The organism is Luteimonas sp. 22616, from assembly GCF_052044325.1.
Lineage (GTDB): Bacteria > Pseudomonadota > Gammaproteobacteria > Xanthomonadales > Xanthomonadaceae > Luteimonas.
On record NZ_JBQEMW010000002.1, the window covers coordinates 105,786 to 129,332 of the forward strand.

The window sequence follows — 23,547 nt, forward strand, 5'->3', positions numbered from 1 at the left end:
TTGCGAACGTCGCCGCTGTCGATGGCACCACATGTCACCTGGGCATGAGATGCTGCCTCGCCCGCCTCAGCCCGGCGGCGTGAAATGCTTCTGCAGTCCCGCCCAGCAGGCCTGGTAATCGCGCTGCCGGTGGCCGGCGTCCATCGCCTGCCGCGTCGGCGCGATCACCGAGCGGGTCTCGAACATGAAGGCCATGGTGTCGGTGATCACGTCCGGCTTCGACAGGTCGGCGTTCGACGCCTTCGCGAACGTCGCCGCGTCCGGACCGTGCCCGGTCATGCAGTTGTGCAGCGAGCAGCCGCCCGGCGCGAAGCCTTCGGCCTTGGCGTCGTAGGCGCCATGCACCAGGCCCATGAACTCGCTGGCCACGTTGCGGTGGAACCATGGCGGCCGGAACGTGTCCTGCGCCACCAGCCAGCGCGGCGGGAAGATCGCGAAGTCCATGTTCGCAGTGCCGGGGGTCTCGCTGGGCGAAGTGAGCACGGTGAAGATCGACGGATCGGGATGGTCGAAACTGATCGAGCCGATGGCGTTGAAACGGCGCAGGTCGTACTTGTACGGCGCGTAGTTGCCGTGCCAGGCAACGACGTCAAGCGGCGAATGGCCGATCGGCGCGCGCCACAGGTGTCCCTGGAACTTGGCGACGAGTTCGAAGTCGCCTTCAATGTCCTCGTATGCCGCATGCGGCGTGAGGAAGTCGCGCGGGTTGGCCAGGCCGTTGGAGCCGATCGGTCCGAGGTCCGGCAGGCGCAGCAGGCCACCGAAGTTCTCGCAGACGTAGCCACGCGACGGGCCGTCCGACAGCTCGACGCTGAAACGCACGCCGCGCGGAATCACCGCGATCTCCTGCGGTTCGATTTCCAGCACGCCCAGCTCGGTGGCGATCACCAGCCGGCCCTGCTGTGGCACCACCAGCAGTTCGCCATCGGCGTCATGGAAATAGCGTCCGTGCATCGACTTGTTCGCGGCGTACAGGTGGATCGCCACGCCGCTGTGCGCAGCCGGATAGCCGTTGCCGGCCATGGTGAACAATCCATCGATGAAGTCGGTCGGCGCAGCATCCCGGTCGGAACCAGGCAGCGGCAGCGGATCCCAGCGCAGCTGGTCCGGCGTGACCGGCTCGTGGCCGAACAGGTTGTTGAAGCGTGGCTGCTCGAACGGCGCGAACGTGCCGTGCATCGCCGCCGGGCGGATGCGGTACAACCAGCTGCGCCGGTTCTGCCCGCGCGGCGCGGTGAACGCGGTGCCGGACAGCTGCTCGGCGTAGAGCCCGTGCGCGACCTTCTGCGGCGAGTTGCGTCCTTCGGGCAGCGCCCCGGGCACAGCCTCGGTCGCGAACTCGTTGCCGAAGCCGGATTGGTAGCCGTTGCTTGCGATCGTCATGGCAGTTGCTCCGTGTTCGAAGCCCCTCTCCCGTCGGGAGAGGGGTTGGGGTGAGGGTTCGGTTTCCCGATGTCGTTCCAGATCGCCTCGATCACCGCTTCGGTTTGCGTGAGCACATCGTTGTCCCAGAAACGCAGAATTCTCCAGCCCTGCGTTTCGAGATAACGAGTTCTCGCCGCATCTGTCTGCTCGCTGTGCTGCGAGCCATCCAACTCCACGATCAGTCTCTGGGCGACACAGCAAAAATCAGCGATATACGGCGGGATTGGGTGCTGGCGGCGGAACTTCAAACCATTCAACTGCGCGGCGCGCAGGCGTTGCCAAAGCTTGAACTCGGCGTCGGTCATGTCGCGACGCAAACGGCGCGAATTCCCGAGTGCTGTAGTTGGCAGCGGTGGTTTGACTGTCGTCACTTCGCCGTACCCTCACCCCAGCCCTCTCCCGGAGGGAGAGGGGGCCAAAAGCAACAGCGGGTCTCGCCTGCCTCCTACAGCACGCCGCGCTTGATCTGGTCGCGCTCGATGCTCTCGAACAGGGCCTGGAAGTTGCCCTCGCCGAAGCCCTCGTTGCCCTTGCGCTGGATGATCTCGAAGAAGATCGGGCCGATCGCGTTGGTGGTGAAGATCTGCAGCAGCTTGCGCTGGTGGGTTTCCGGGTCGGCGTCGATCAGGATCTTGTTCTTCGCCAGCCGCGCGACATCCTCGCCGTGGTTCGGCACGCGCTGGTCGATCACCTCGAAGTAAGTGTCCGGCGTATCGAGGAACCCGATGCCCTCGGCGCGCATCTTTTCCACCGTCGTGTAGATGTCGTCGGTGAAGCAGGCGATGTGCTGGATGCCCTCGCCCTTGTAAGCGTCGAGGTATTCGTTGATCTGGCTCTTCGGGTCGTTGGACTCGTTGAGCGGAATGCGCACGATGCCGTCAGGCGCGGTCATCGCCTTCGAGACGAGGCCGGTCTTGGCGCCCTTGATGTCGAAGTAGCGGATCTCGCGGAAGTTGAACAGGCGCTCGTAGTAGTCCGACCACTTCTGCATGTTGCCGAAGTACAGGTTGTGGGTAAGGTGGTCGATGAAGGTCAGGCCGAATCCCTTCGGGTCCTGGTCGGCACCCTGGATGGGCAGATAGTCCTCGTACACCGAACCCTTGTCGCCATAGCGGTCGACCAGGTACAGCATGCAGTCGCCGATGCCCTTGACCACCGGCGCGTCGACCGCCTTGCTGTCGGCCTTGTGGTCGACCGCCTCGCCGCCGTTGCCGAGCACGGTCTTGAGCACTTCATCGCCGGACTTCTTGAAGCGGATCGCGAAACCGCAGGCGCTGGGGCCGTGCGCCTTGGCAAAATCCGCGGCGAACGAGTCCGGATCCTCGTTGAGCAGGAAGTTGACGCCGCCCTGGCGGTACACCGTGATCGGGCGCGTCCTGTGGCGCAGCACCGCGGTGAAGCCCATCTTGCCGAAGTAGTCGTGGAGCATCTCGCCCTGCCCTTCGGGCGCGGCGAACTCGACGAACTCGAAGCCGTCGATGCCCATCGGGTTCTCGAACGTGGTGACGGTCATGCCAAGGTTCGGGCCCTGGCTGGTGGTCTGCGGCTGCGCGCTCATGGGAGGCTCCTCGTGGACGTGGCCCCATCGCCCGGGTGCGGCGGTGCGGCTTGCTTTGGATGGCCTGTCGTTATAGTTTCATATGAAACCATTTGCAAGGCGCGATGCAGCAATGTCCAGCGATCCCACCGCCGCGGCCGAACCGCCACCGACGCCGGAGCACGCCGTGCCGGAGCACGCCGTACTGGAACTCGAGCGCTTCCTTCCGTATCGCCTGAGCGTGCTGTCCAACCGGGTCAGCCAGACCATCGCCGACACCTACGTCGAGCGCTTCGGGCTGGCGGTGACCGAATGGCGGGTGATCGCCGTGCTCGGGCGCTTCCCCGGCCTGTCGGCCAACGGCGTGGCCGAGCGCACGGCGATGGACAAGGTTGCGGTCAGCCGCGCGGTAGCCCGGCTGCTGGAGCGCGGGCTGCTGGAACGCGAAGTGCACGGCGATGACCGCCGCCGCTCGGTGCTGGCGCTGAGCGAGGCCGGCTACCGCATCTACGACGAGGTCGCGCCCCTGGCGCTGGAGTGCGAGCGCCGCCTGCTCGCGCACCTCGATCCCGGCGAGCGCGTCCTGCTCGACGCCCTGATCGACCGCCTGATGGACGAAGGCCTGCCGCACCTGGAAGCCGGCGCGTAGGCCCGGATCAAGTCGCCCTCCCGGACGCATATGGGAGCGGCCATGGCCGCCCCCACTCCCGCCACTCCAGCTTCCGCCGCATCCCTGAAATGAAGAAAGGCGGCCCGGGGGCCGCCTTCCAGTCGCGCGATGGAGCCGTGCGCTATTTCACCCCGTGCATCAGCTTCTGGATCAGCGGTGCGATCAGGAACAGCACGACCCCGGCGCCGATCAGGATCCAGAACCCCATCGTGTAGCCCGACTGCGCAGACTGCACGGTCATGCCTTCCTCGCCGCTGACCATGCCGGCGAACAGGCCCGACAGGTTGTTGCCGATGCCGGTGGACAGGAACCAGCCGCCCATCGCGAAGCCGACCAGGCGCACCGGCGCCAGCTTGGTCACCATCGACAGGCCGATCGGCGACAGGCACAACTCGCCGACTGACTGGATCACGTAGACCATGAACAGGGTCCAGAACGGGATCTTGTTGGTGTCCGGGTCAACCATGCTGGCCAGCGCAACCATCAGCAGCAGGAACGCCAGGCCATTGAAGATCAGGCCCAGGCCGAACTTGCGCGGGATCGACGGATTGGCGCGGCCCAGCTTCACCCACAGCCAGGCCAGGATCGGCGCCAGCGTGATGATCGCGACCGAGTTGACCGACTGGAACCACGCGGTCGGGAAGATCCAGCCGCCGAAGTCGCGGTTGACGATCTCGTCGGCGAGGAAGGTGAACGAGCTGCCGGCCTGTTCGAAGAAGCACCAGAACAGCACGTTGAAGGCGAAGATGATCAGCATCGCGATGACCTTGTCACGCGCGACCTTGCCTTCGCGGATGCCTTCCACCAGCAGCATCACGCCCAGGCCGACGAACATCAACGTGAGGATCACCTGCAGGGTCTTGGCCCCCATCGCCAGCAGCAGGTACATCACCGGGATGGCCACGGCGCAGGCGACCAGCACCTTGACCACGGCCCCCATGCTTTCATTGCCCGGCAGCGGCTCGCCGATGCCCTTGAGCTTGGCGCGCCCGAACCAGAACCACAGCAGGCTGATCAGCATGCCGACGCCGGCGGCGATGAACACCACCTTGTAGGAAGGCATCGCGTCGGTGCCGAAGACCTTCTGCGCGAGCACCTGGGTGATGATCGGGGAGATCATCGCGCCCATGTTGATGCCCATGTAGAAGATGGTGAAGCCCGAATCCCGGCGCTCGTCCTTCAGCCCGTAGAGCTTGCCCACCATGGTCGAGATGTTCGGCTTGAACAGGCCGTTGCCGACGATGATGGTCGCAAGGCCGAGGTTGAAGATCTGCTGGTTGGGCAGCGCGATCATGAACAGGCCCGCGGCCATGATCACCGCGCCGGTCAGGATCGAGCGCTGGTAGCCGATGATCCGGTCGGCCGCGTAGCCGCCAAAGATCGCGCCGGCATAGACCAGCGCCAGGTAGGCGCCGTAGGTATGGCTGGCGGACGCCTGCCCCGAAGCGTCTCCGCCATGGAACTGGGCCACGATGTACAGCACCAGCGCCCAGCGGATGCCGTAGAACGCGAAGCGTTCCCAGAATTCGGTCATGAACAGCATCCACAGCGGCCGCGGATGCCCCATGAGCTGGCCGAATTCCGGCGGCTCGCCGCCCCGGCCGCCGCCTGTCCCTTCGATCGGTGGACCCATCGGCTCGGCGATGCCGGGATTGTTCGAACTCATGCGGTTTGCCCCTGTGGATGGCGTGGAATCGGAGATGTGTAACCGCCGCGCGGGGGGTGCGTCAAACGGCTGGACGGCAATGCTGCGATGCAGCAACCGTTGTTGCGGCCCAGATCCGGGCCATCCCGGGGGCCGTGGACGAGGTCAGGCGGGTGGCAGCGGGTCCGGCGCGCGCCCGATCTCGGTGCGCACCTCGAACAGCTCCGGGAAGAACGTCAGTTCCAGCGCTTGCTTGAGGAACCCCACGCCGCTGGAGCCCCCGGTGCCGCGCTTGAAACCGATGATCCGCATCACCGTGCGCATGTGGCGGAAGCGCCACAGCTGGAACTGGGTTTCCAGGTCCACCAGGTCCTCGCACAGCGCGTACTCGCGCCAGTGGGTGGCGGTGTCCTCGTAGATGCGCTCGAACACCGGCAGCAGCGCCGGGTCGGACACGTGCGGCTTCGACCAGTCGCGCTCCAGGTGCGCGGCCGGCACTGCGTGGCCCCAGCGCGCCAGGTAGCGCAGGAATTCGTCGTACAGGGTCGGCGCCTCGAGCACCGCGCGCAGCCCGGCGGCCGCCTCGGGCTCGTGTGCGAACACCTTCAGCATCGCCGCGTTCTTGTTGCCCATCAGGAACTCGACCGTGCGGTACTGCAGCGACTGGAAGCCGGACGAGGGGCCGAGGATGTCGCGGAATTCCATGTACTCCGACGGCGTCAGCGTCTCGAGCACCGACCATTGCGCGGTGAGCTGGTCGAGCACCCGCTTGCAGCGTGCGACCACCTTGCCGAACTGCCAGACGCGGTCGCCGCGCAGGTGTTCCACCGCGGCCGAGAGCTCATGGATCAGCAGCTTCAGCCACAGCTCCGAAGTCTGGTGCTGGACGATGAAGAGCATTTCATCGTGGTGCGGCGGGCTGGACAGCGGGTTCTGTGCGGACAGCAGGCGGTCCAGCTGCAGGTAGCCGGCATAGGTCATGCGCCCGGACAGGTCGGTGTGGATGCCTTCCTCGAGCGCGCGTTCGTTGTTGTCGATGCCCATCGGTTCAGTCTAGCGAGAAAGCGTTTGCGCCGCGCTGCGTCATGCGGCTGCCATCGGGCTGCGGCACAATCGGCCAGCGGCGGCCGGGGGGCGCCCGATGGGCAGGATCATTCGCACAAGGGGAGTCTCTCGATGAACAGGTTCACGCGCCGGATGGCGCTGGCTTTGCTGTTGTCCTGCGGCGTGGGCGCCGCGCATGCGCAGGTGGTGATCAGCCAGGTTTACGGCGGCGGGGGCAACTCCGGCGCGACCTGGAAGAGCGACTTCATCGAGCTGCACAACAACGGCGTCGAAGCGATCAGCCTGGACGGCTGGTCGGTGCAGTACGCCTCGTCCACCGGCTCCAGCTGGCAGGTCACGCCGCTGTCGGGGAGCATTGCCCCCGGCGGCTACTACCTGGTCAAGCAGGCCGACGGCAGCGGCGGCACGGCCGACCTGCCCACGCCGGACGCCGCCGGCGGCATCGCCATGAGCGGCAGCAACGGCAAGGTCGCGCTGAGCAACGCCACCGCCGCGCTCGGCGGCACCTGCCCGGTGGGCAACGTCGACTTCGTCGGCTACGGCACGGCCAACTGCGCGGAGGGTTCGACGACCGCCCCGGGGCTGAGCAACACCACCGCCGCGCTGCGCGCCAGCGGCGGCTGCATCGACACCAACAACAACGGCGCCGACTTCGCGACCGGCGCGCCGACGCCGCGCAACAGCGCCGCGGCGCCGAACCTGTGCAGCGGCGGCGGCCAGCCGGTGATGACGATCGCCAACGTCGGCCTGGCGGAAGGCAACAGCGGCACCACCGCGTTCACCTTCACCCTGACCCTGAGCCAGCCGGCCGGCGAAGGCGGCGTGGCATTCGAAGTCTCCACCAGCGACGGCACCGCCACCGCGGGCAGCGACTACATGGCGCTGCCGGCCACCGCCATGTCGATCGCCGAAGGCGAGGACAGCGCCAGCGTCACCGTGCAGGTCATCGGCGACACCGACAACGAGGCCGACGAGACCTTCTTCGTCGACGTCATCAACGTCACCGGCGCGCTGCCGACCTCGCTGCAGGCCACCGGCACCATTCTCAGCGACGACTTCAATGTGGTCCCGGTGCACGCCATCCAGGGCGCGGGCGCGAGCTCGCCGCTGGTGGGCCAGACCGTCATCACCAGCGCCATCGTCACCGCGGTGCGCAACAACGGCTTCTTCCTGCAGATGCCCGACGCCGAGGCCGACGCCAACCCGCTGACGTCCGAGGGCGTGTTCGTGTTCACCAGCGCCGCGCCGTCGGCAGACGTCGTGGTCGGCAACCGCGTGCAGGTCCGCGGCGAGGTGCAAGAATACGTGCCTTCGCAGGATCCGACCCAGCCGCCGCTGACCGAACTGGGCGGTTCCCCGGTCGTCACCCTCGTGTCCACCGGCAATCCGCTGCCGGCGCCGGTCGCGCTGACCACCACGTTCCCCGACCCGGACGGCGCCTACGACCAGCTCGAACGGCTCGAAGGCATGCGCGTCACCGCCGGCAGCCTGACCGTCAACACGCCGACCCTGGGCAACGTCAGCGAGACCAACGCCACCGCCACCAGCAACGGCGTCTTCCACGCCGTGGTCACCGGCGTGCCGCGCGCGTACCGCCAGCCGGGCGTGCAGGAACCCGACCCGCTGCCCGCCGGCAGCCCGGCCAACGTGCCGCGCTGGAACACCAATCCGGAAGTCGTCGCGGTCAGCAGCCGCGCGCTCGGCGGCGACACCGCCGACGTGATGTCCGGCTGCCTGGTCACCGGCGCGACCGGCCCGCTCGACTACAGCTTCCGCCGCTACACGATCTATCCGGAAACCTCGCTGCAGGTCGACTGCAGCAACGTCGACCTGCCCGCGCCTGCGCTGCAGCCGGGCGCGGACGACGCCAGCGTCGCCTCGTTCAACATGGAGCGCTTCTTCGACGACACCAATGACCCGGCGATCGGCGAACCGGTGCTCACCCCGCTCGCCTACCAGACCCGGCTCAACAAGGCCTCGCTGGCGATCCGCGACTACCTGCACGCCCCCGACATCCTCGCCACCGAGGAGATCGAGAACCTCACCGTGCTGCAGGCCATCGCCCAGCGCGTCAACGACGACGCCGTGGCCGCCGGCCAGCCGAACCCGCAGTACGTCGCCTATCTGGAGGAAGGCAACGACGTCGGCGGCATCGACGTGGGCTTCCTGGTCAAGACCGCCGAGGTCGGCGCCGGGATCGCGCGGGTGGAAGTGCTGGCGGTCACCCAGGTCGGCAAGGCCACCACGTGGACCGAGCCGGGCGGCGGCACCAGCCTGCTCAACGACCGCCCGCCGCTGGTGCTGCAGGCCCGGGTGCACTTCGCAGACGGCCGCAGCGTCCCGCTGACCGCGATCGTGGTCCACCAGCGTTCGCTCAACAGCGCCGAGGAAGACAGCGCCAGCGGCGTGCGCGTGCGCGCCAAGCGCCAGAAGCAGGCCGAGTTCCTGGCCGAGGTCATCCAGGCGCGCCAGCTCGCCGACCCCGCCGAGCGCATCGTGGTGCTGGGCGACTTCAACGCCTTCGAGTTCAACGACGGCTACGGCGATTCGATGGGCACGGTCACCGGCCTGCCCAGCGCGGACGACACCACCGTGGTGCCGGGCGACGGCGCCGACCTCGTCAACCCGGACCTGTACGACCTGACGTTCCTCAACACCCCGGACGTGAGCTACTCGTATGCGTTCGACGGCAACGTGCAGTCGCTCGACCACGTCATCGCCAACGCCGCGCTGATGAACGCGGCCGACGTGGACACGCTCTCGGTCAGCCACGCGCGCATCAACGCCGATTTCCCGGCCGTGGCCCGCAATGCCACCGACTCGCCGACGCGGCTGTCCGACCACGACCCGACGCTGCTGCTGCTGCGGCTGAAGGCGGCGCAGTCGGCCGACCTGCACGTCGCTGCCAACGTGTCGCCGGGCAGCGTGATGCCGGGCGAAACCGCGACCTTCAGCGTCGACGTCGGCAACGCCGGCCCCGATGCGGCGGCGTTCGCGGCAGTCGCGTTCGTGTTCGACCAGGCGGTCGATCCCAGCGTCGCCGCGCCGGCTGGCTGGACCTGCAGCCCGCCCGACACGACGACCACGACGGTGGTGACCTGCACGATCGATTCGCTGGCCGCGGGCGCCACCCAGGCGTTCTCGCTCGCGGTGACCGCGAGCACGGCGCAGGTCGGCAGCACGCTGGGGCTGGCAGCCGCACTGCAGTCGCAGACCCCGGACCCGGTCACCGGCAACAACAGCGCCAGCGCGGCGCTGCAGGTCACCGCACCGCCGGCGGCCGACCTGTCGCTGTCGATCGACGGCCCCGCGACGCTGCCGCGCAACGCATTCAACGCGCAGTACGTGTTCACCCTGGCCAACAACGGCAGCATCGCCGCCGCGCAGCCGACCCTGGTGATCGACGGCAATACGCTGACCACGACCTCGTCGGTCAGCGCGCCCTCGGGCTGGCGCTGCAGCAAGGCCAGGAACGGCGGCCCGCGCTCGGTCACGTTCACCTGCACCGCCGCGACGCTCGCGGCGGGCGCGAGCGTGGACTTCGCGCTGAAGGCCAACGCGCGCCCGACGCCGGCCGGCGGCGTGATCACGGTGCAGGGCGCGGCCACCTCGCCGACGCCCGACGCCAACCCGGCCGACAACCAGGCGTCGTTCGGCACCAGCGTGCAGTAGCGTCAACGGCTGCCCTGGCAGCCGGGAAGACGAAAAAGCGCGGCCCCGGCCGCGCTTTTTCTTTTCGTGGGACTTGCCTGCCCGGCTTGATGGTGGTGCAAGCGGCTTCAACCGCGAGCTTCTGGTGGCCGGCGGTCCTGCCCTTGTCATCCCGAGCGCAGCGAGGGATCCGGTTTGGGCGGTGAAATGCCAGCCCCCCGCTGCGCTCAGGGTGACGGGATGGTCGGGGTTGCCCGCGGATCAACGCAGCGCCACAAGCTTGCGGCTGAAGCCGCTCCTGCAACAGCGCGAGATCTCGGCGGCGCCCTTGTCCCGCCGCGCCATACGCCCCCGTCGGCGCCGCCGCCTGCCGCAACGCGCAACGGAGCTTTTCTCCGCACCGGGTATCATCCACGGACTGTCGCGTGGCCACGCGCCCCGCGACGCCGAGCCAGTGCCTGCGACCGCCGGCCCCGGCCCGCCCGTCCGGATTCCCATCGCGCACCTCGCGGGCGCGCGCGATCCGGGCCCGCCCCATACGAACAGGACCCCGATGCGATGACCATCGCCGCAACTTTCGAAATCGAATACCTGCAATACCTCGACGCCGACGGCAAGCTGGCCGGCAAGCTGCCGCCGGCGGTGAAGGACGCCAAGGCGCTGCTGCCGCTGTTCAAGCAGATGCTGTACGTGCGCACCTTCGACACCAAGGCCATCGCGCTGCAGCGCACCGGCAAGCTCGGTACCTACGCCGCCTGCCTCGGCCACGAGGCCACGCACGTCGGCATCGGCGCGTCGATGAAGCCGGAAGACGTGTTCGCGCCCAGCTACCGTGAGTACGGCGCCCAGTTCATGCGCGGCGTGCAACCGCGCGAAGTCTTGATGTACTGGGGCGGCGACGAGCGCGGCAACGATTTCCAGGGACCGAAGCATGACTATCCCTGGTGCGTGCCGATCGCCACCCAATGCCTGATGGCGGCCGGCGCGGCGCTGTCGTTCAAGCTGCGCAAGCAGGACCGGATCGCGGTGTCGTGCTGCGGCGACGGCGGGTCGTCGAAGACGGATTTCTACGCCGCGCTCAATTCCGCCGGCGCCTACACGCTGCCGCTGGTGCTGTGCGTGATCAACAACGGCTGGGCGATTTCCGTTCCTCGCGCAGCGCAGACCGGCGCTGAGACGCTGGCGCAGAAGGGCCTGGCCGGTGGCCTGCACTGCCTGCAGGTCGACGGCAACGATCTGATCGCCGTGCTCGAAGGCATGCGCCGCGCCACCGAGCGCGCGCGCAAGGGCGAAGGCGGCAGCGTGATCGAGTTCATGACCTATCGCCTGCACGACCACACCACCGCCGACGACGCCCGCCGCTATCGCGGCGAGGACGAGGTCAAGGACGCGTGGACGCGCGAACCGATGCTGCGCCTGCGCAAGTACCTGACCGCGCAGAAGCTCTGGGACGAGGCGCAGGAAAAGGCCTGGCTCGAGGAATGCGGCCGCCTGGTCGACATCGAGATCAACGCATACCTCGAGCTGCCGGTGCAGCCGGTCGAGGCGATGTTCGATTACCTGTACGCCGATCCACCGCCGGACCTGCTGGAACAGCGCGCCGCCGCAATCGCTCTGGAGAAGCGCGCATGAGCGCCGCGAAGAAGCAGGCCACCGCGCCCGACACCGCAACCCCGGCCGCGATCACGCTGATCGAGGCGATCACCCAGGCGCTCGCGTACGAGATGCGCAACGACGAGTCGGTCGTGGTGCTCGGCGAGGACGTCGGCGTCAACGGCGGCGTGTTCCGCGCCACCGCCGGCCTGTCGCAGACGTTCGGAACCGAACGCGTGCTCGACACGCCGCTCGACGAGACCACGATCGCCGGTTTGACCGTCGGCATGGCTTCGCAGGGCATGAAGCCGGTCGCCGAGGCCCAGTTCGACGGCTTCATGTACCCGATGGTCGACTTCATCGTCTGCCACGCCGCACGCATGCGCTATCGCACCCGCGGCCGCCTGAGCTGCCCGATGGTGCTGCGCGTGCCGTGGGGCGGCGGCATCCGCGCGCCGGAACACCACTCCGAAGCCAACGAGGCGATCTTCACCAACGTGCCCGGCCTGCGCGTGGTGCTGCCGTCCTCGCCGGCACGCGCCTACGGGCTGCTGCTGGCGGCGATCCGCGACCCGGATCCGGTGATCTTCATGGAACCCAAGCGCATCTACCGCCAGTACAAGGAAGTGGTCGCCGACGACGGCGAGGCGCTGCCGCTGGACGTGTGCTACGTGCTGCGCGACGGCAGCGACGTGACCCTGGTGACCTGGGGTGCGCAGGTCAAGGAATCGCTGGAAGCAGCCGACAAGCTCGCCGGCGAAGGCATCAGCGCCGAGGTCATCGACGTCGCCACGCTGCGCCCGCTGGACTTCGCGACCATCGCCGAATCGGTGTCGAAGACCGGCCGCTGCGTGATCGTGCACGAAGCGCCGAAGACCGCCGGTTTCGGCGCCGAGATCGCCGCGCGCCTGGCCGAGGAATCGATGTACGACCTGGTCGCCCCGGTCGAACGCGTCACCGGCTACGACACCCACATCCCTCTGTTCCGGCTGGAGATGAAGTACCTGCCGAACGTGGACAAGATCGTGGCGGCGGCAAAGCGGGCGGTCGCCGCCAGCTGACCTGATTCGCGCATTGTCATCCCGAGCGCAGCGAGGGATCTTCCCTCGGCATCGGTACAAACCAGATCCCTCACTTCGTTCGGGATGACACAGCCCGAACGATCACAGGAACCACCATGACCACCAAGAAATTCCTGCTCCCCGACCTCGGCGAAGGCCTGCCTGACGCGACCATCGTCGAGTGGTACGTCAAGGAAGGCGACACGATCCGCCTCGACGACAACCTGGTCTCGATGGAAACCGCCAAGGCGGTCGTCGACGTGCCCTCGCCGGTGTCCGGCAAGGTGCTCAAGCTCGCCGGCGGCGCTGGCGACGTGATCGTCACCGGCACGATGCTGGCCGAATTCGAACTCGACCCGAACGCGCCGCAGCGCGCCGAGGGCCAGGACACCGGCCACCATCACGGCGGCGCCGGCACCCACGCCCCGAGCGACGGCGACCAGGTGATCGCCTCCGACGAAGGCGGCGAGATCACCGAGACCGACACCACCCGCACCGAGGAGCTGCGCGAGGACAGCGGCACCGTGGTCGGCGCGATGCAGTCGTCCGATGCGGTGCGCAGCGAGCAGGCGGTCGCGGTCGGCGGCGTCAAGGCGATGCCGGCGGTGCGCGCGATGGCGCGCAAGCTCGGCGTCGATCTGTCGCGCGTAAGCGGCAGCGGCGCCGATGGCGTGGTCACGATGGCCGACGTCAAGCAGGCCGCCGCCGACGGTTCGCGCTTGCTCCCCTCTTCCGCCGGGACAGGGGCTGGGGGTGAGGGTACGGCGCAGGCGCGTCGTCCCCAATCTCGCCCCGAACCTTCGTCCGCCCCGCGGGACGCGCAGCAGCGCACCCAACTCTCGGCTTCGGGCAAGCCCATGCGCACCCAGCCGCCGTCGGTCTCCGCTTCCGGCCAGCCCGAACAGCTCAAGGGCGTGCGCCGCAACATGGCGCGGGTGATGGCCGACGCGCATGCCAAGGTCGTGGCGACCACGCTCAGCGACGACGCCGACATCCACGCATGGGCGCCGGGCAACGACGTCACCGTGCGCCTGGTGCGCGCGATCTGCGCCGCGGCCAAGGCCGTGCCCGCGCTCAACGCCTGGTTCGACGGCGACAAGCTGGTGCGCACCCTGCACCCGCACGTCGACATCGGCATCGCGGTCGACACCGACGACGGCCTGTTCGTGCCCGCGCTGCGCAACGCCGACGTGCTCGACGCGGGCGGCGTGCGCGAAAGCGTCAACCGCCTGCGCGCGCAGGTGGTGGACCGCAGCATCCCGGCCTCGGAGCTGTCTGGCTACACGATCTCGCTGTCGAACTTCGGCATGTTCGCCGGCCGCTACGCGACCCCGATCGTCGTGCCGCCGACCGTGGCGATCGTCGCCGCCGGCCGTGGCCGCCACCAGATCACCCCGGTGATCGGCGGCTTCGAATCGCACAAGGTGATCCCGCTGTCGCTGACCTTCGACCACCGCGCCTGCACCGGCGGCGAGGCCGCGCGGTTCCTGAAGGCGATGCTCGACGACCTGGCCAGCCCTGACTAGAACCGGCGGCCGAGGCGCGGCAACGCGGAACAATTTCGCTTCAGGGGAACATCAGACAACGGTGGGCCCGCCCACCCTGGAGGACCGCCATGCCGCACCACAGCCGCCTGTCCACGTTCGTCCTCGACTGCAAGGTCGACGACCTCGCCCCGCATGCCGAATTCTGGAGCCGGGCGCTCGGCAAGCCGGTTGTCACCGTCGACCAGGACGGCGACGGCAAGTACGCCGAGCTGCGCACCGGCAATGACGAACCGATCCTGCTGTTGCAGAAGGTCGGGCATGAAAGCCGCATCCACCTCGACATCGAGACCGACGACATCGAGGCCGAGGCCGCGCGCCTCGAGAAGCTCGGCGCGAAGAAGATCGAATTCCGCAAGCGCTGGTGGGTGATGGAAGCGCCCAGCGGCCACCGCTTCTGCGTGGTGCGCCAGCAGCGCGACCCGTTCGGGTCGCATCTCAACTCCTGGGACTAGGCGGTCCGTGGAACCCCGGTTCCCCGCCTCGGGAGCGGCCATGGCCGCTCCCGCAAGTCCGGTTCCACTCGCGTCGAACCGGAGCGCGGTCTACGAGGACCGGATTCGCTGCCGATCCAGCCAGACCTCCAGCCCCTGCGCATTGAGCTCGATGTCGATCGCCAGCAGCTGCGGCACGCATGCCTGCGCATCTGCCACGCCGTGCCGGCGCGCGCGCTCGACATAGAGCGCGGCCAGCGCCGCGACCAGCCGTGCATGCCGCGCGGCATCACCGTCGCATTCGCGCGCCAGCGCCACCATCGCGTCCACCTGTTCGAGCAAGTCCGCGCCCAGCCGCTGCACCTCGTCGACGCGGCCGTAGTGGGTCAGGTACACCGCGGCCGGGTCGACCGCCAGCATCCGCCGTATCGAAGCGCGCATTTCGTCCGGATCGAACTGCACCGGCGACGTCGTCGGCACCACGAATGCGCCCTGCGCGGTGTCGAACTCGCGGTACGACAGCCCGAAGATGTCGCCGCTGAACCAGCTGCGGCTGGCCGCATCCCACACCGCGATGTGGTGGCGCGCATGCCCCGGCGTGTCGGCGCACAGCAGCGGCCGGCCGGTGAGGTCGACGACGTGGCCGTCGGCGGCTTCCACCACGCGCTCGCGCGGTACCGGCAGCAGCGTGCCGTAGCTGCGCGCGAACTCGTCCTCGCCGTAGACCGCGGTCGCGCCGGCGACCAGCTTCGACGGATCGACCATGTGCGGCGCGCCGCGCGGATGCACCACCAGCCGCGCATTGGGCAGCTCGCGCATCAGCGCACCGGCGCCGCCGGCGTGGTCCAGGTGGACGTGGGTCAGGATCAGCCAGTCGACCGCGTCGCGCGCCAGGCCCTGCGCTTCGAGCGCGGCCAGCATCCGCGGCACGCTGTCGTTGCTGCCACAGTCGATGAACGCCGCGCGCCCGTCGTGCACGACGAGATAGGCCGCGCAGAACCGCGGCCGGTCGCCGAACCCGGTGTCGATGGTGGTGATGCCGTTGGAACGGGCGTCCATGGGGCGGGCGCGTCGCGCGAGGAGGAAGGAACCCCAGTCTAGGGTGGCGAATGCGCGGCGACCATTCGGCCAAGGGTGTACCCCAGCTACCGCGGGCCGGGATCGCCGGCTAGCGTCGGGCTGCGCACATCGGGGAGTGCGAGACCCGCCGGCGCGTGCGCCGGTCACCGCCCGCGTCGACGACCAGCGCGTGCCAACGATCAGCAAGGGGAACCCACCCGTGAACCGACATCACCGTTTCCTGGCCCGGCTTGCCGCCTGCGCCATCCTCGCCTCGGCCGCCGTGGCCGCACAGGCCGCACCCACGTTCCAGATGCCGTTCCCGTGCGGCCAGGCCTGGATCGGCAGCACGTGGAGCGGTCACAGCCCCGCCTACGCCGTCGACCTCAACCGCGGCCCGAATCCCGACTCCGACCTTGGCGACACCGTAGTCGCTGCCTACGGCGGCACCGTATCCACGTCGGCGTATTCGACCACCACCGGCTACGGCAACTACATCGTCATCAACCACGGGGGCGGCTGGCAGACGCTGTACGCGCACCTGAACTCGCGTTCGGTGTCGAAGGGCGCGACCGTCAAGCGCGGCCAGAAGATCGGCACCGTCGGCCGTTCCAGCGCCAAGTACAACCTCGCGCCGCACCTGCACTTCGAAGAGCGCTACAACGGCTCGGTGCAGAAGATCCGGTGGAACGGCACGCAGATCCCCTACTACGCCAAGAAGACCTACACCAGCAAGAACTGCGGCGGCAGCGGCGGCGCGGCTTCCGGCACGGTCAACACCAGCGGCGCCAACCTCAACGTCCGCGCCGGCGCCAGCACCAGCTACGCCATCGTGGGCAGCCTCGCCGACGGCGCGCGCGTGACCATCTACTGCCAGAAGTACGGCCAGTCGATCACCGGCACCTACGGCACCAGCAAGCTGTGGAACCGGATCGGCACCGGCCGCTACATCCCCGACGCCTACACGTACACGGGCTCGGACGGGCGCGTCGCGCCAGACTGCTGACATGCCCGCTGCGCAGGCCGATGCCGCGCCGGTGCAGCGCCCCGGCGCGCTGCGGCAGCCGGCGGTGCTGGTTGCCCTGCTCGCCGCCGCGCTCGGCGGCGGGCTGGTCGGCAGCCAGTTCGCCGGGCCCCGGGCGTCGGCCGGAGCCGACGTGGCGCCGTCACGGGCGGAGGAAGTCCCGCGCGCCGCGCAGCCATTGCGATCAGCACGCGCCTTCCGTGCGGCCACGGCAGCGCCGGTCGGCGACGACCTCGGCAGCGAAAGCACCCGCGCGCTGCGCGACCCGGCCTACCTGCGCGAACTGATGGCGCGCTATGCGGGCGAAACCGACCCGGACCGCCGCGGCGCACTGCTGGCGGTGCTGCAAAGCGCCGCCAACGACCAGGTCATGGGCTTCGCGTTGCGCCTGGCCGAGGATCCGGACCCGCAGTCGCGCCGCGACGGCCTGCAGCTGCTGCAGGCGTTCTCGCTCGACCGCACGCCGGTCCGCGAGCTGCTGTTGCGCCAGATCGACGACGAACGCGACCCGGACATGCTGCGGCAACTGGTCGACACGCTCACCCCGGCGGTACTGCCGGTGGAAGACACCGCGCCGATCGCCGAGCGCCTCGTGCGCCTGCGCAGCCACCCTGACCCGGGCGTGCGCGCGAGCAGCGTGCTGCAGTCCACCCAGTGGGACCGGCAGGCCGACATGGAGCCGGTGCTGTACGAGGCGATGCTCGATCCGGAACCGCAGGTGCAGCAGGCCGCCATCGCCGGCGTGAATGCCACGCTGGCGCATTCGCCGCGATTGAAGGACGCGCTGCTGGAGATGGCCGGCAACGATGCCATCGACCGCGACCAGCGCGCGGCCGCGGTGTTCGCACTGCAGAACTTCCCGCTCGACCGCGACGAGTACGAACTGTACCGGCGCGTTGCCATCGAGACGGGGCCTGCAGCCAGCGAAGCGGCGCACGAACCGGGGCACGGACCCTAGCGCCACGTCAGCGCATCGTGTCTGTAACCTCAGGCGTTACCGCGCCGGCGCCACAGCCGCCAGCGCAGCAGCACGGCAAGCAGCAGCACGCCGAGGAACACCCCGTAGCCGACCGACGTGGCCAGGATCTGCCGCCACATGTGGCCGTGCTGCGGATTGGCATAGCCGTGCGCCCAGTGCAGCGAGGCCATGAATGCAACCGTCGCCAGCGCCAGGCTGCCGAGGTCGAACAACCGCCGCAGCGCGTGGCGCGGCTGGCGCGGGAACATCCAGAACAACACGCCCAGGATCAGGAACCACGGCAGGAACAGGATCAGGCCGAGGTTGAGGTCGATCTGCGGGCTCACGCCGGGTCTTCCGCAAAGCTGGCCAGTGCGGCGGCGACGTCCTCCAGTGCGACGCCTTCGGCCAGTTCCCCAACGGCCTGGTCGTCCAGCCATACCGCGCCGGACTCCGTGCGCAGGCCCGAGCCGGCGTCCTGCTTGAGCCGCGCGACCAGTTGCCCGGCCCCGCGCGCCGACTCATGACCGCCGCCCTGCAACAGCAGCGCACCGTCGGCATCGACCAGCTTGAAACGGAAGCGACCATCGTCCTCGCGGTACTGCTTGAACTGCGGCATCGCCGCCTTCGTCGCCGCCTTGCGCTTGCCGCCGGCGGCCTGCGACAGGTCGCGCAGGCCGACCGCCGCGCGCAACTCGCGCAGCAGCGGCGTGGCATGGCGTTCGCGCAGGCGTTGCGCACCGTCGCGCAGCAGGCGCTCGATCTTGTGCGGCTCGGCCATCAGCGCCTCGTAACGCTCGCGCAGCGGCGCGACTTCCGAATCGATGCGTTCGAACAGGCGTTGCTTGGCGTCGCCCCAGCCGATGCCCTGCTCGAACTCGCGCCGCATCGCCGCCGTTTCCTCCGCGCTCGCGAACGCCCGGTAGAGCTGGAACACGTTCGACGCATCGGCATCCTTGGGCTCGTCCGGCGCGCGCGAGTCGGTGACGATCGACGCGATCAGCTTGCGCAACGTGGCCTGCGGCGCGAACAGCGGGATGGTGTTGTCGTAGCTCTTCGACATCTTGCGGCCATCGAGCCCGGGCAACGTGGCCACGTTCTCCTCGATCACCACCTCCGGTAGCCGGAAATACTGCGTTCCGGCCGGCCCGCCATACAGGTGGTTGAAGCGCTGGCCGAAGTCGCGCGCCATCTCGATGTGCTGGATCTGGTCGCGGCCCACCGGCACCTTGTCGGCGTTGAACAGCAGGATGTCGGCCGACATCAGCACCGGGTACATGAACAACCCGGCGTTGATCCCGGCATCGTCGTCCTCGCCGTCTGCGCGGTTGCGGTCGACTGCCGCCTTGTAGGCATGCGCGCGGTTGAGGATGCCCTTGCCGGCCACGCAGGTCAGCATCCAGGTCAGCTCGGTGATCTCGGGAATGTCGGACTGGCGGTAGAACCAGACCTCGCCCGGGTCGAGTCCGCAGGCCAGCCACGTCGCCGCGATCTCCAGGGTGGAGCGCTGCACGCGGGCCGGGTCCTGCACCTTCACCAGTGCATGCAGGTCGGCGAGGAAGTAGAAGCTCTCCGCGTCCGGTGCGCGCGAGGCGGCCACCGCCGGGCGGATCGCGCCGACATAGTTGCCCAGATGGGGCGTGCCGGACGTGGTGATGCCGGTGAGGATGCGGGTCTTGCGGAAGGTCATGTCGGGGCCGGGGCTTGCGTTGCGGCCATTTTAGCCCGCCGCCGCAGCCGGGGCCGCGCACGGCCGTCGCCATGGCAACCCCGTCGGCCGCCCCGGTGCGTTTCCATCATCCCCACCCCGGAGACCGGCCATGTCGCGAACCTTCCTGTCCTGCTGCGCGGCGCTGCTCGCCGCCGTGGCCTGCCTGCCCGCATCTGCGCGTCCGCGGGTGGACGTGGCCATCGTCGATCGCGACGACGGCCGCCTGCTGCCGCAGTACCACCACCACGGCGAGCGCTGGCTGGCCGGCGTGCCCGGCCACCGCTACGCGATCCGCCTGACCAACACCAGCAGCGAGCGGGTACTGGTGGTGCTGTCGGTCGACGGTGTCAACGCCGTCACCGGCGAGGACGCCGATCCGTCGCAGGGTGGCTACGTGCTGGCGCCGTGGCAGAGCACCGAGATCGACGGCTGGCGCAAGTCGCTGGACCAGGTCGCGCAGTTCCATTTCACCGACCTGGCCGACAGCTATGCCGCGCGCACCGGGCGGCCCGGCAACGTCGGCGTGATCGGCATTGCCGTGTTCCGCGAGCGCCGGCCGGTCGAGGTGCTGGTGTCGCCCGACTCCCGGTACCCCTATCCGCAGGCCGTATCACCGCGCGCACCGTCGGAAGAGCGCGACAACGCGGGGGCGGCGCGATCGGCGGCCGCGAACGAAGCGATCGCCACATCCGCGCCGCCGACCGCAGGCGCGGCACGCCAGCAGACCGGCACCGGCCACGGCGCGCGCGAATGGGCACCGGCGTCGCGCACCGCGTTCGCCCGTGCCAGCGCACGACCGGCGCAGGTGTTCGAACTGCGCTACGACGCGCCCCGGCGCCTGGTTGCGCTCGGCATCCTGCCGCGCCGCGACTGGCCGCGCTGGCCGGTTGCGCAAACACCGCGGGCGTTCCCGGGCGGATTCGTGCCCGACCCGCGATAACCGGGCCCGCACTGATCTGTAGGAGCGGCTTCAGCCGTGAGCTTTTCGGACCGCGTGGATGATCGGGAAAGGCGCGCGGCTGAAGTCGCCCCTGCAAAAGCGGAAAAACGACGGGCCGGTTTGCACCGGCCCGTCGTTCATTTCTACACGTGGAATGCTCAGTCGAGCGTCTTGCCGAAGTCGTCGACCTCGCGCTCGGCACGATCGCGATCCCAGCCATAGCGTTCCTGCAGCTTGCCGCTCAGGTATTTGCTGTCGCCCGCGGCGACATCGAACACGTCGTCGGTCAGGTCGCCCCATTTGGCCTGGGCCTTGCCCTTCAGCTGCTGCCACTTGCCGGCGATGATGTCGTTGTTCATTGCGTACTCCTTGCTTCGTTGGTGACGCAGCCAGCATCGCAAGCGACACCTTCATGGCGCGTGCGCAAGGCGTTACGCGCGATTTCAATTCCTTGAACGCTTCAGTTTCGCGCACCCCTTTGGCGATGGCAGCAACGTCCCCGGCCCTCGTAGGAGCGGCTTCAGCCGCGAACTCTTCGTTCGATGCGTCGTGTTTCAAAAGCTCGCGGCTGAAGCCGCTCCTGCAAAAGCACGGGGCGGAAAACGGAACGGGCCGGCAATTGCCGGCCCGTTCCTCTCACCTGGTCGACGCAATCAGCGCGGATCGGTCGCACCGGTGTCGTCGGCCGACTGCTGGACCTTCTCGCCGACCTTCTCCACGTCCTTGCCCGCGCCCTTCACGGTGTTGCAGGCAACGAGGAAGTTCATCGAGAACAGTGCGAGCAATGCGAGGGAAATGATGCGCTTCATGGATCTCTCCTGTACGAATGGGGTGGACCGCGGGGCAAGTCTGCGGCCCGCGCCGTGAATGAAACCCCATCCGGGTGTGAATGCCGCGTGCAATCGGACGCCCGGCCGCGCAAACCGGCAATTCCGGTCAGGCGTGCATCATGTTCGGCATCGCGCGTGCCACCCGCTCCCGGCGATTGCGGCGACCATGGCACGAAGACCTGACGCACGCCGCGGCGCGCATGCTTGCCCGACCCGCGTGTTCTTCGAAGGCCGGCCGCGCATGTCTTCGCGCCGGGCCCTGCTTTCCCGGAAAGCGACCCGGCGCGCTAGTCGCGCATCAAGGTCGACTTGCCGAACAGGCTTTCGACCAGGTCCACGGCCAGTTCCGCGGTTGCGTTGCCATCGTCCAGGATCGGATTGACCTCGACGATGTCCAGCGACCCCATGCGCCCGCTGTCGGCGATCATTTCCATGATCAGCTGCGCCTCGCGGTAGTTGACGCCGCCGGGGACCTTGGTGCCGGTGCCCGGCGCGATCGAGGGGTCGAGCATGTCGACATCGAAACTCACGTGCAGGTGGGTGTTGGCGTCGACCCCGGCCAGCGCCTCTTCCATCACCCGCTTCATGCCGACTTCATCGATATAGCGCATGTCGTAGATGTCGAGCGCATGCTGCTTGACCAGGCGCTTCTCTTCCTGGTCGACCGAGCGGATACCGAGCTGGCGGATCTGCGTCGGCTCGATTTCCGGCACGTGCCCGCCCAGCGCGGTCAGCGCCTGCGGGCCGATGCCGCACAGGCAGGCCACCGGCATGCCGTGGACGTTGCCCGAAGGCGTGATGTCATGGGTGTTGAAATCGGTGTGCGCGTCCAGCCACAGGATCCGCAACTGCTTGCCCTGCTTGCGGCAGTGCGCGGCGACCGCGGCGATCGAACCCACCGCCAGGCAGTGGTCGCCACCGAGCAGGATCGGCATGCGGCCGGCGTCGAGTTCGCGCGTCGAAGCCTCCAGCACGGCGCGGTTCCAGGCCACGACTTCGTCGAGGTGGCGATAGCCGTCGACCGGCGGCAGCCATGGGTTGCGCGGCCCCTCGACGTTGCCGCGGTCGACCACGTCGATGCCGCGCGCGGCGAGCGCTTCGATCAGGCCGGCCACGCGCAGCGCCTCCGGTCCCATGCGGGTGCCACGGGTGCCGGCACCGATGTCGGTGGGCGCGCCGATGATCGAAACGGGGGGATAGCTGCGGCTCATGTCGGACTCCGTTCTGGGTGCACCCCCGGTCCCGGCAGGCGTGGATGGCGGATTGGCGGCCGGCACGCCAGTGACGAGCCTGCCGGAAACGGGGCGATGGCTTGCCCTCCGTTCCCGCGGAATGGTGCCGGCACCCGGATTCGAACTGGGGACCTACCGCTTACAAGGCGGTTGCTCTACCAACTGAGCTATGCCGGCATGGTTCCGGAGGCAATCGGCGCGTCGCCGTGATCGCCGCGAGGCGGGCGGCATTCTAGCGCGCGGACGCCGGCGGCGTGGCCGGCAGGGTGTCGCAGTCGATCGGCTGGACCCCCGCGCCGAGTGCCTGGCCGTCCGCCGCGGCCAGCGGCGCGACGCTGGCGACATCGATCCACGTGGTCGTTGGCGTCGCGTCCCCCATCGCCTCGGCGCGCACGTTGGCGAACCCTGCTGCCTGCAGCGCGGCCTCGCGGCGGCGGGCCGACGCTTCGCTGCCGTAGAGACCGAGCGAGATGCTGTTGGCTTCCTCGCCCGCGGCAACGATGTAGTAGTCGGTGAAACCAGCTGCGGTGATCCGTTCAACCAGCGCCTGTGCGGCGGCGCGATCGGCCTGCGCCGGCAGCCACACGCGCCAGTCGCGGCGCTTGCCGGAGGACACCTCGCGCACGTGCAGGCGCGCCACCCGCGGCTGCAGCTGGCGTCGCGCCGCAGCGATCTTGCCCGTATTGGAAAACGGCCCGAGCGCGTAGCAATGTTTGGCGACGTCGACTGCGGCCGTGGCGGCGGGAGCCGTCGCAGCGGGCACGTCGGCAGCGGGAGCCGCCGCGTCGCCCGCTGGCGGCGGCGTTTTGCGCGTCGCGGCGGTCGATGGCCGCGGCGCGGGTGCGACGCGCGCCGCTTCGCGCAGCAGCTGCAGGCGCTCGACGCCCGCAGGCGGTTCGACGGCGGCAGGCGGTTCGACGGCGGCAGCCGCGGGCGCGGCCTCGTCGCGCGCCATCCACCAGGCGGCGACGCCGAGGTTCAACACCACCAGCAGGACGATCAGGGCACGTGCAAGCATGCCGAGATTCTAGTGTGCTGTTCCGCAAATAGCTTGTCGGAACGGGGCCGCAAATCCGGTCCCGGGACAAGCCGTGGGGAGAAGGCACCGCAGCACCATGGCGGCGACGGGCAGTCCGGGATCGAGGCAAAGGCCAGGCGAATTCGGCAA

At 68.9% G+C, this 23,547-nt stretch carries 21 protein-coding genes and 1 tRNA gene; 9 read left to right on the top strand and 13 right to left on the bottom strand.

Translation table 11 applies throughout. From position 1 onward, the window contains the following. Window positions 1–66 precede the first annotated feature (66 nt). The 3 genes from hmgA to hppD all read right to left on the bottom strand — a co-directional run bounded on the left by hmgA (window position 67) and on the right by hppD (window position 2,983). Window positions 67–1,383: a homogentisate 1,2-dioxygenase gene (gene hmgA / locus ACTJIL_RS12795; protein ID WP_440756005.1), complete on the bottom strand. Its 1,317-nt coding sequence runs from the start codon at window positions 1,381–1,383 to the stop codon at window positions 67–69. Next, on the bottom strand, window positions 1,380–1,730 hold the full coding sequence (locus tag ACTJIL_RS12800) for an endonuclease domain-containing protein (RefSeq protein ID WP_440756006.1): 351 nt from the start codon (window positions 1,728–1,730) through the stop codon (window positions 1,380–1,382). The genes hmgA and ACTJIL_RS12800 overlap by 4 nt, the downstream gene beginning before the upstream one ends. A 140-nt stretch (window positions 1,731–1,870) precedes the next feature. Then, a complete protein-coding gene (hppD, locus tag ACTJIL_RS12805) occupies window positions 1,871–2,983 on the bottom strand; it encodes a 4-hydroxyphenylpyruvate dioxygenase (RefSeq protein ID WP_440756007.1) in 1,113 nt (370 codons plus the stop codon). A gap of 112 nt (window positions 2,984–3,095) precedes the next feature. Between hppD and ACTJIL_RS12810 the strand changes: the two genes are divergently transcribed. After that, window positions 3,096–3,611 (top strand): MarR family winged helix-turn-helix transcriptional regulator, encoded by a 516-nt coding sequence (locus tag ACTJIL_RS12810; protein WP_440756008.1) that lies wholly within the window; start codon window positions 3,096–3,098, stop codon window positions 3,609–3,611. A 142-nt stretch (window positions 3,612–3,753) separates the two neighbouring features. Here the strand turns inward: ACTJIL_RS12810 and ACTJIL_RS12815 are convergent, their stop codons facing one another. Further along, window positions 3,754–5,265 carry a peptide MFS transporter gene (locus ACTJIL_RS12815; protein ID WP_440756619.1) on the bottom strand — a complete coding sequence of 504 codons (1,512 nt, stop codon included), beginning with the start codon at window positions 5,263–5,265 and terminating at the stop codon, window positions 3,754–3,756. 177 nt (window positions 5,266–5,442) lie between these two features. Beyond that, entirely contained in the window at window positions 5,443–6,321 is an 879-nt protein-coding gene (locus tag ACTJIL_RS12820) for a tryptophan 2,3-dioxygenase (RefSeq protein ID WP_440756009.1), read from the bottom strand. 132 nt (window positions 6,322–6,453) lie between these two features. Here ACTJIL_RS12820 and ACTJIL_RS12825 point away from each other — a divergent pair, with 132 nt between their 5' ends. The 5 genes from ACTJIL_RS12825 (at window position 6,454) to ACTJIL_RS12845 (ending at window position 14,646) form a co-directional block, all read left to right on the top strand. Next, window positions 6,454–10,014 carry a lamin tail domain-containing protein gene (locus ACTJIL_RS12825; protein WP_440756010.1) on the top strand — a complete coding sequence of 1,187 codons (3,561 nt, stop codon included), beginning with the start codon at window positions 6,454–6,456 and terminating at the stop codon, window positions 10,012–10,014. Window positions 10,015–10,551: 537 nt separating this feature from the next. Next, entirely contained in the window at window positions 10,552–11,625 is a 1,074-nt protein-coding gene (pdhA, locus tag ACTJIL_RS12830; protein WP_440756011.1) for a pyruvate dehydrogenase (acetyl-transferring) E1 component subunit alpha, read from the top strand. Then, window positions 11,622–12,647, top strand: coding sequence for an alpha-ketoacid dehydrogenase subunit beta (locus ACTJIL_RS12835; protein ID WP_440756012.1), 1,026 nt, complete (start codon window positions 11,622–11,624; stop codon window positions 12,645–12,647). The genes pdhA and ACTJIL_RS12835 overlap by 4 nt, the downstream gene beginning before the upstream one ends. Window positions 12,648–12,763: 116 nt before the next feature. After that, window positions 12,764–14,173: a dihydrolipoamide acetyltransferase family protein gene (locus ACTJIL_RS12840; protein WP_440756013.1), complete on the top strand. Its 1,410-nt coding sequence runs from the start codon at window positions 12,764–12,766 to the stop codon at window positions 14,171–14,173. Window positions 14,174–14,262: 89 nt separating this feature from the next. Continuing rightward, window positions 14,263–14,646, top strand: a complete 384-nt coding sequence (locus ACTJIL_RS12845) for a VOC family protein (protein ID WP_440756014.1) — start codon at window positions 14,263–14,265, stop codon at window positions 14,644–14,646. Window positions 14,647–14,736: 90 nt separating this feature from the next. Here the strand turns inward: ACTJIL_RS12845 and ACTJIL_RS12850 are convergent, their stop codons facing one another. Further along, window positions 14,737–15,684 carry an MBL fold metallo-hydrolase gene (locus ACTJIL_RS12850; protein ID WP_440756015.1) on the bottom strand — a complete coding sequence of 316 codons (948 nt, stop codon included), beginning with the start codon at window positions 15,682–15,684 and terminating at the stop codon, window positions 14,737–14,739. Window positions 15,685–15,904: 220 nt separating this feature from the next. Here ACTJIL_RS12850 and ACTJIL_RS12855 point away from each other — a divergent pair, with 220 nt between their 5' ends. Together ACTJIL_RS12855 and ACTJIL_RS12860 are read left to right on the top strand one after the other, a co-directional pair. After that, entirely contained in the window at window positions 15,905–16,690 is a 786-nt protein-coding gene (locus tag ACTJIL_RS12855; protein WP_440756016.1) for a peptidoglycan DD-metalloendopeptidase family protein, read from the top strand. Between the two features lies 1 nt (window position 16,691). Then, entirely contained in the window at window positions 16,692–17,666 is a 975-nt protein-coding gene (locus tag ACTJIL_RS12860) for a hypothetical protein (protein ID WP_440756017.1), read from the top strand. A gap of 29 nt (window positions 17,667–17,695) precedes the next feature. Here the strand turns inward: ACTJIL_RS12860 and ACTJIL_RS12865 are convergent, their stop codons facing one another. Further along, complete coding sequence (locus ACTJIL_RS12865) at window positions 17,696–18,013, bottom strand: hypothetical protein (RefSeq protein WP_440756018.1); 318 nt, start codon at window positions 18,011–18,013, stop codon at window positions 17,696–17,698. Next, the gene (locus ACTJIL_RS12870) at window positions 18,010–19,356 is read right to left on the bottom strand and encodes a tryptophan--tRNA ligase (protein ID WP_440756019.1); all 1,347 of its coding nucleotides are present in this window, start codon (window positions 19,354–19,356) and stop codon (window positions 18,010–18,012) included. Before ACTJIL_RS12870 ends, ACTJIL_RS12865 begins: the two co-directional genes overlap by 4 nt. A gap of 130 nt (window positions 19,357–19,486) precedes the next feature. Here ACTJIL_RS12870 and ACTJIL_RS12875 point away from each other — a divergent pair, with 130 nt between their 5' ends. Further along, window positions 19,487–20,317: a hypothetical protein gene (locus tag ACTJIL_RS12875; protein ID WP_440756020.1), complete on the top strand. Its 831-nt coding sequence runs from the start codon at window positions 19,487–19,489 to the stop codon at window positions 20,315–20,317. 158 nt (window positions 20,318–20,475) lie between these two features. Here ACTJIL_RS12875 and ACTJIL_RS12880 read toward each other — a convergent pair whose 3' ends face one another. From ACTJIL_RS12880 to ACTJIL_RS12900, 5 genes are all read right to left on the bottom strand, one after another. Then, window positions 20,476–20,676 (bottom strand): CsbD family protein, encoded by a 201-nt coding sequence (locus ACTJIL_RS12880; RefSeq protein WP_440756021.1) that lies wholly within the window; start codon window positions 20,674–20,676, stop codon window positions 20,476–20,478. A 294-nt stretch (window positions 20,677–20,970) separates the two neighbouring features. Further along, entirely contained in the window at window positions 20,971–21,126 is a 156-nt protein-coding gene (locus tag ACTJIL_RS12885) for an entericidin A/B family lipoprotein (protein WP_440756022.1), read from the bottom strand. A gap of 308 nt (window positions 21,127–21,434) precedes the next feature. Then, window positions 21,435–22,358, bottom strand: a complete 924-nt coding sequence (rocF, locus tag ACTJIL_RS12890; protein WP_440756023.1) for an arginase — start codon at window positions 22,356–22,358, stop codon at window positions 21,435–21,437. Between the two features lie 122 nt (window positions 22,359–22,480). Further along, a tRNA-Thr gene (locus ACTJIL_RS12895) sits at window positions 22,481–22,556 on the bottom strand. A gap of 55 nt (window positions 22,557–22,611) precedes the next feature. After that, window positions 22,612–23,397 (bottom strand): SPOR domain-containing protein, encoded by a 786-nt coding sequence (locus tag ACTJIL_RS12900; protein ID WP_440756024.1) that lies wholly within the window; start codon window positions 23,395–23,397, stop codon window positions 22,612–22,614. Window positions 23,398–23,547 lie beyond the last annotated feature (150 nt).

Coding starts and splice junctions, on each gene's coding strand:
- hmgA (WP_440756005.1), bottom strand. CDS start 1,383: ATGACGATCGCAAGCAACGGCTACCAATCCGGCTTCGGCAACGAGTTC.
- ACTJIL_RS12800 (WP_440756006.1), bottom strand. CDS start 1,730: ATGACCGACGCCGAGTTCAAGCTTTGGCAACGCCTGCGCGCCGCGCAG.
- hppD (WP_440756007.1), bottom strand. CDS start 2,983: ATGAGCGCGCAGCCGCAGACCACCAGCCAGGGCCCGAACCTTGGCATG.
- ACTJIL_RS12810 (WP_440756008.1), top strand. CDS start 3,096: ATGTCCAGCGATCCCACCGCCGCGGCCGAACCGCCACCGACGCCGGAG.
- ACTJIL_RS12815 (WP_440756619.1), bottom strand. CDS start 5,265: ATGGGTCCACCGATCGAAGGGACAGGCGGCGGCCGGGGCGGCGAGCCG.
- ACTJIL_RS12820 (WP_440756009.1), bottom strand. CDS start 6,321: ATGGGCATCGACAACAACGAACGCGCGCTCGAGGAAGGCATCCACACC.
- ACTJIL_RS12825 (WP_440756010.1), top strand. CDS start 6,454: ATGAACAGGTTCACGCGCCGGATGGCGCTGGCTTTGCTGTTGTCCTGC.
- pdhA (WP_440756011.1), top strand. CDS start 10,552: ATGACCATCGCCGCAACTTTCGAAATCGAATACCTGCAATACCTCGAC.
- ACTJIL_RS12835 (WP_440756012.1), top strand. CDS start 11,622: ATGAGCGCCGCGAAGAAGCAGGCCACCGCGCCCGACACCGCAACCCCG.
- ACTJIL_RS12840 (WP_440756013.1), top strand. CDS start 12,764: ATGACCACCAAGAAATTCCTGCTCCCCGACCTCGGCGAAGGCCTGCCT.
- ACTJIL_RS12845 (WP_440756014.1), top strand. CDS start 14,263: ATGCCGCACCACAGCCGCCTGTCCACGTTCGTCCTCGACTGCAAGGTC.
- ACTJIL_RS12850 (WP_440756015.1), bottom strand. CDS start 15,684: ATGGACGCCCGTTCCAACGGCATCACCACCATCGACACCGGGTTCGGC.
- ACTJIL_RS12860 (WP_440756017.1), top strand. CDS start 16,692: ATGCCCGCTGCGCAGGCCGATGCCGCGCCGGTGCAGCGCCCCGGCGCG.
- ACTJIL_RS12870 (WP_440756019.1), bottom strand. CDS start 19,356: ATGACCTTCCGCAAGACCCGCATCCTCACCGGCATCACCACGTCCGGC.
- ACTJIL_RS12875 (WP_440756020.1), top strand. CDS start 19,487: ATGTCGCGAACCTTCCTGTCCTGCTGCGCGGCGCTGCTCGCCGCCGTG.
- ACTJIL_RS12880 (WP_440756021.1), bottom strand. CDS start 20,676: ATGAACAACGACATCATCGCCGGCAAGTGGCAGCAGCTGAAGGGCAAG.
- ACTJIL_RS12885 (WP_440756022.1), bottom strand. CDS start 21,126: ATGAAGCGCATCATTTCCCTCGCATTGCTCGCACTGTTCTCGATGAAC.
- rocF (WP_440756023.1), bottom strand. CDS start 22,358: ATGAGCCGCAGCTATCCCCCCGTTTCGATCATCGGCGCGCCCACCGAC.
- ACTJIL_RS12900 (WP_440756024.1), bottom strand. CDS start 23,397: ATGCTTGCACGTGCCCTGATCGTCCTGCTGGTGGTGTTGAACCTCGGC.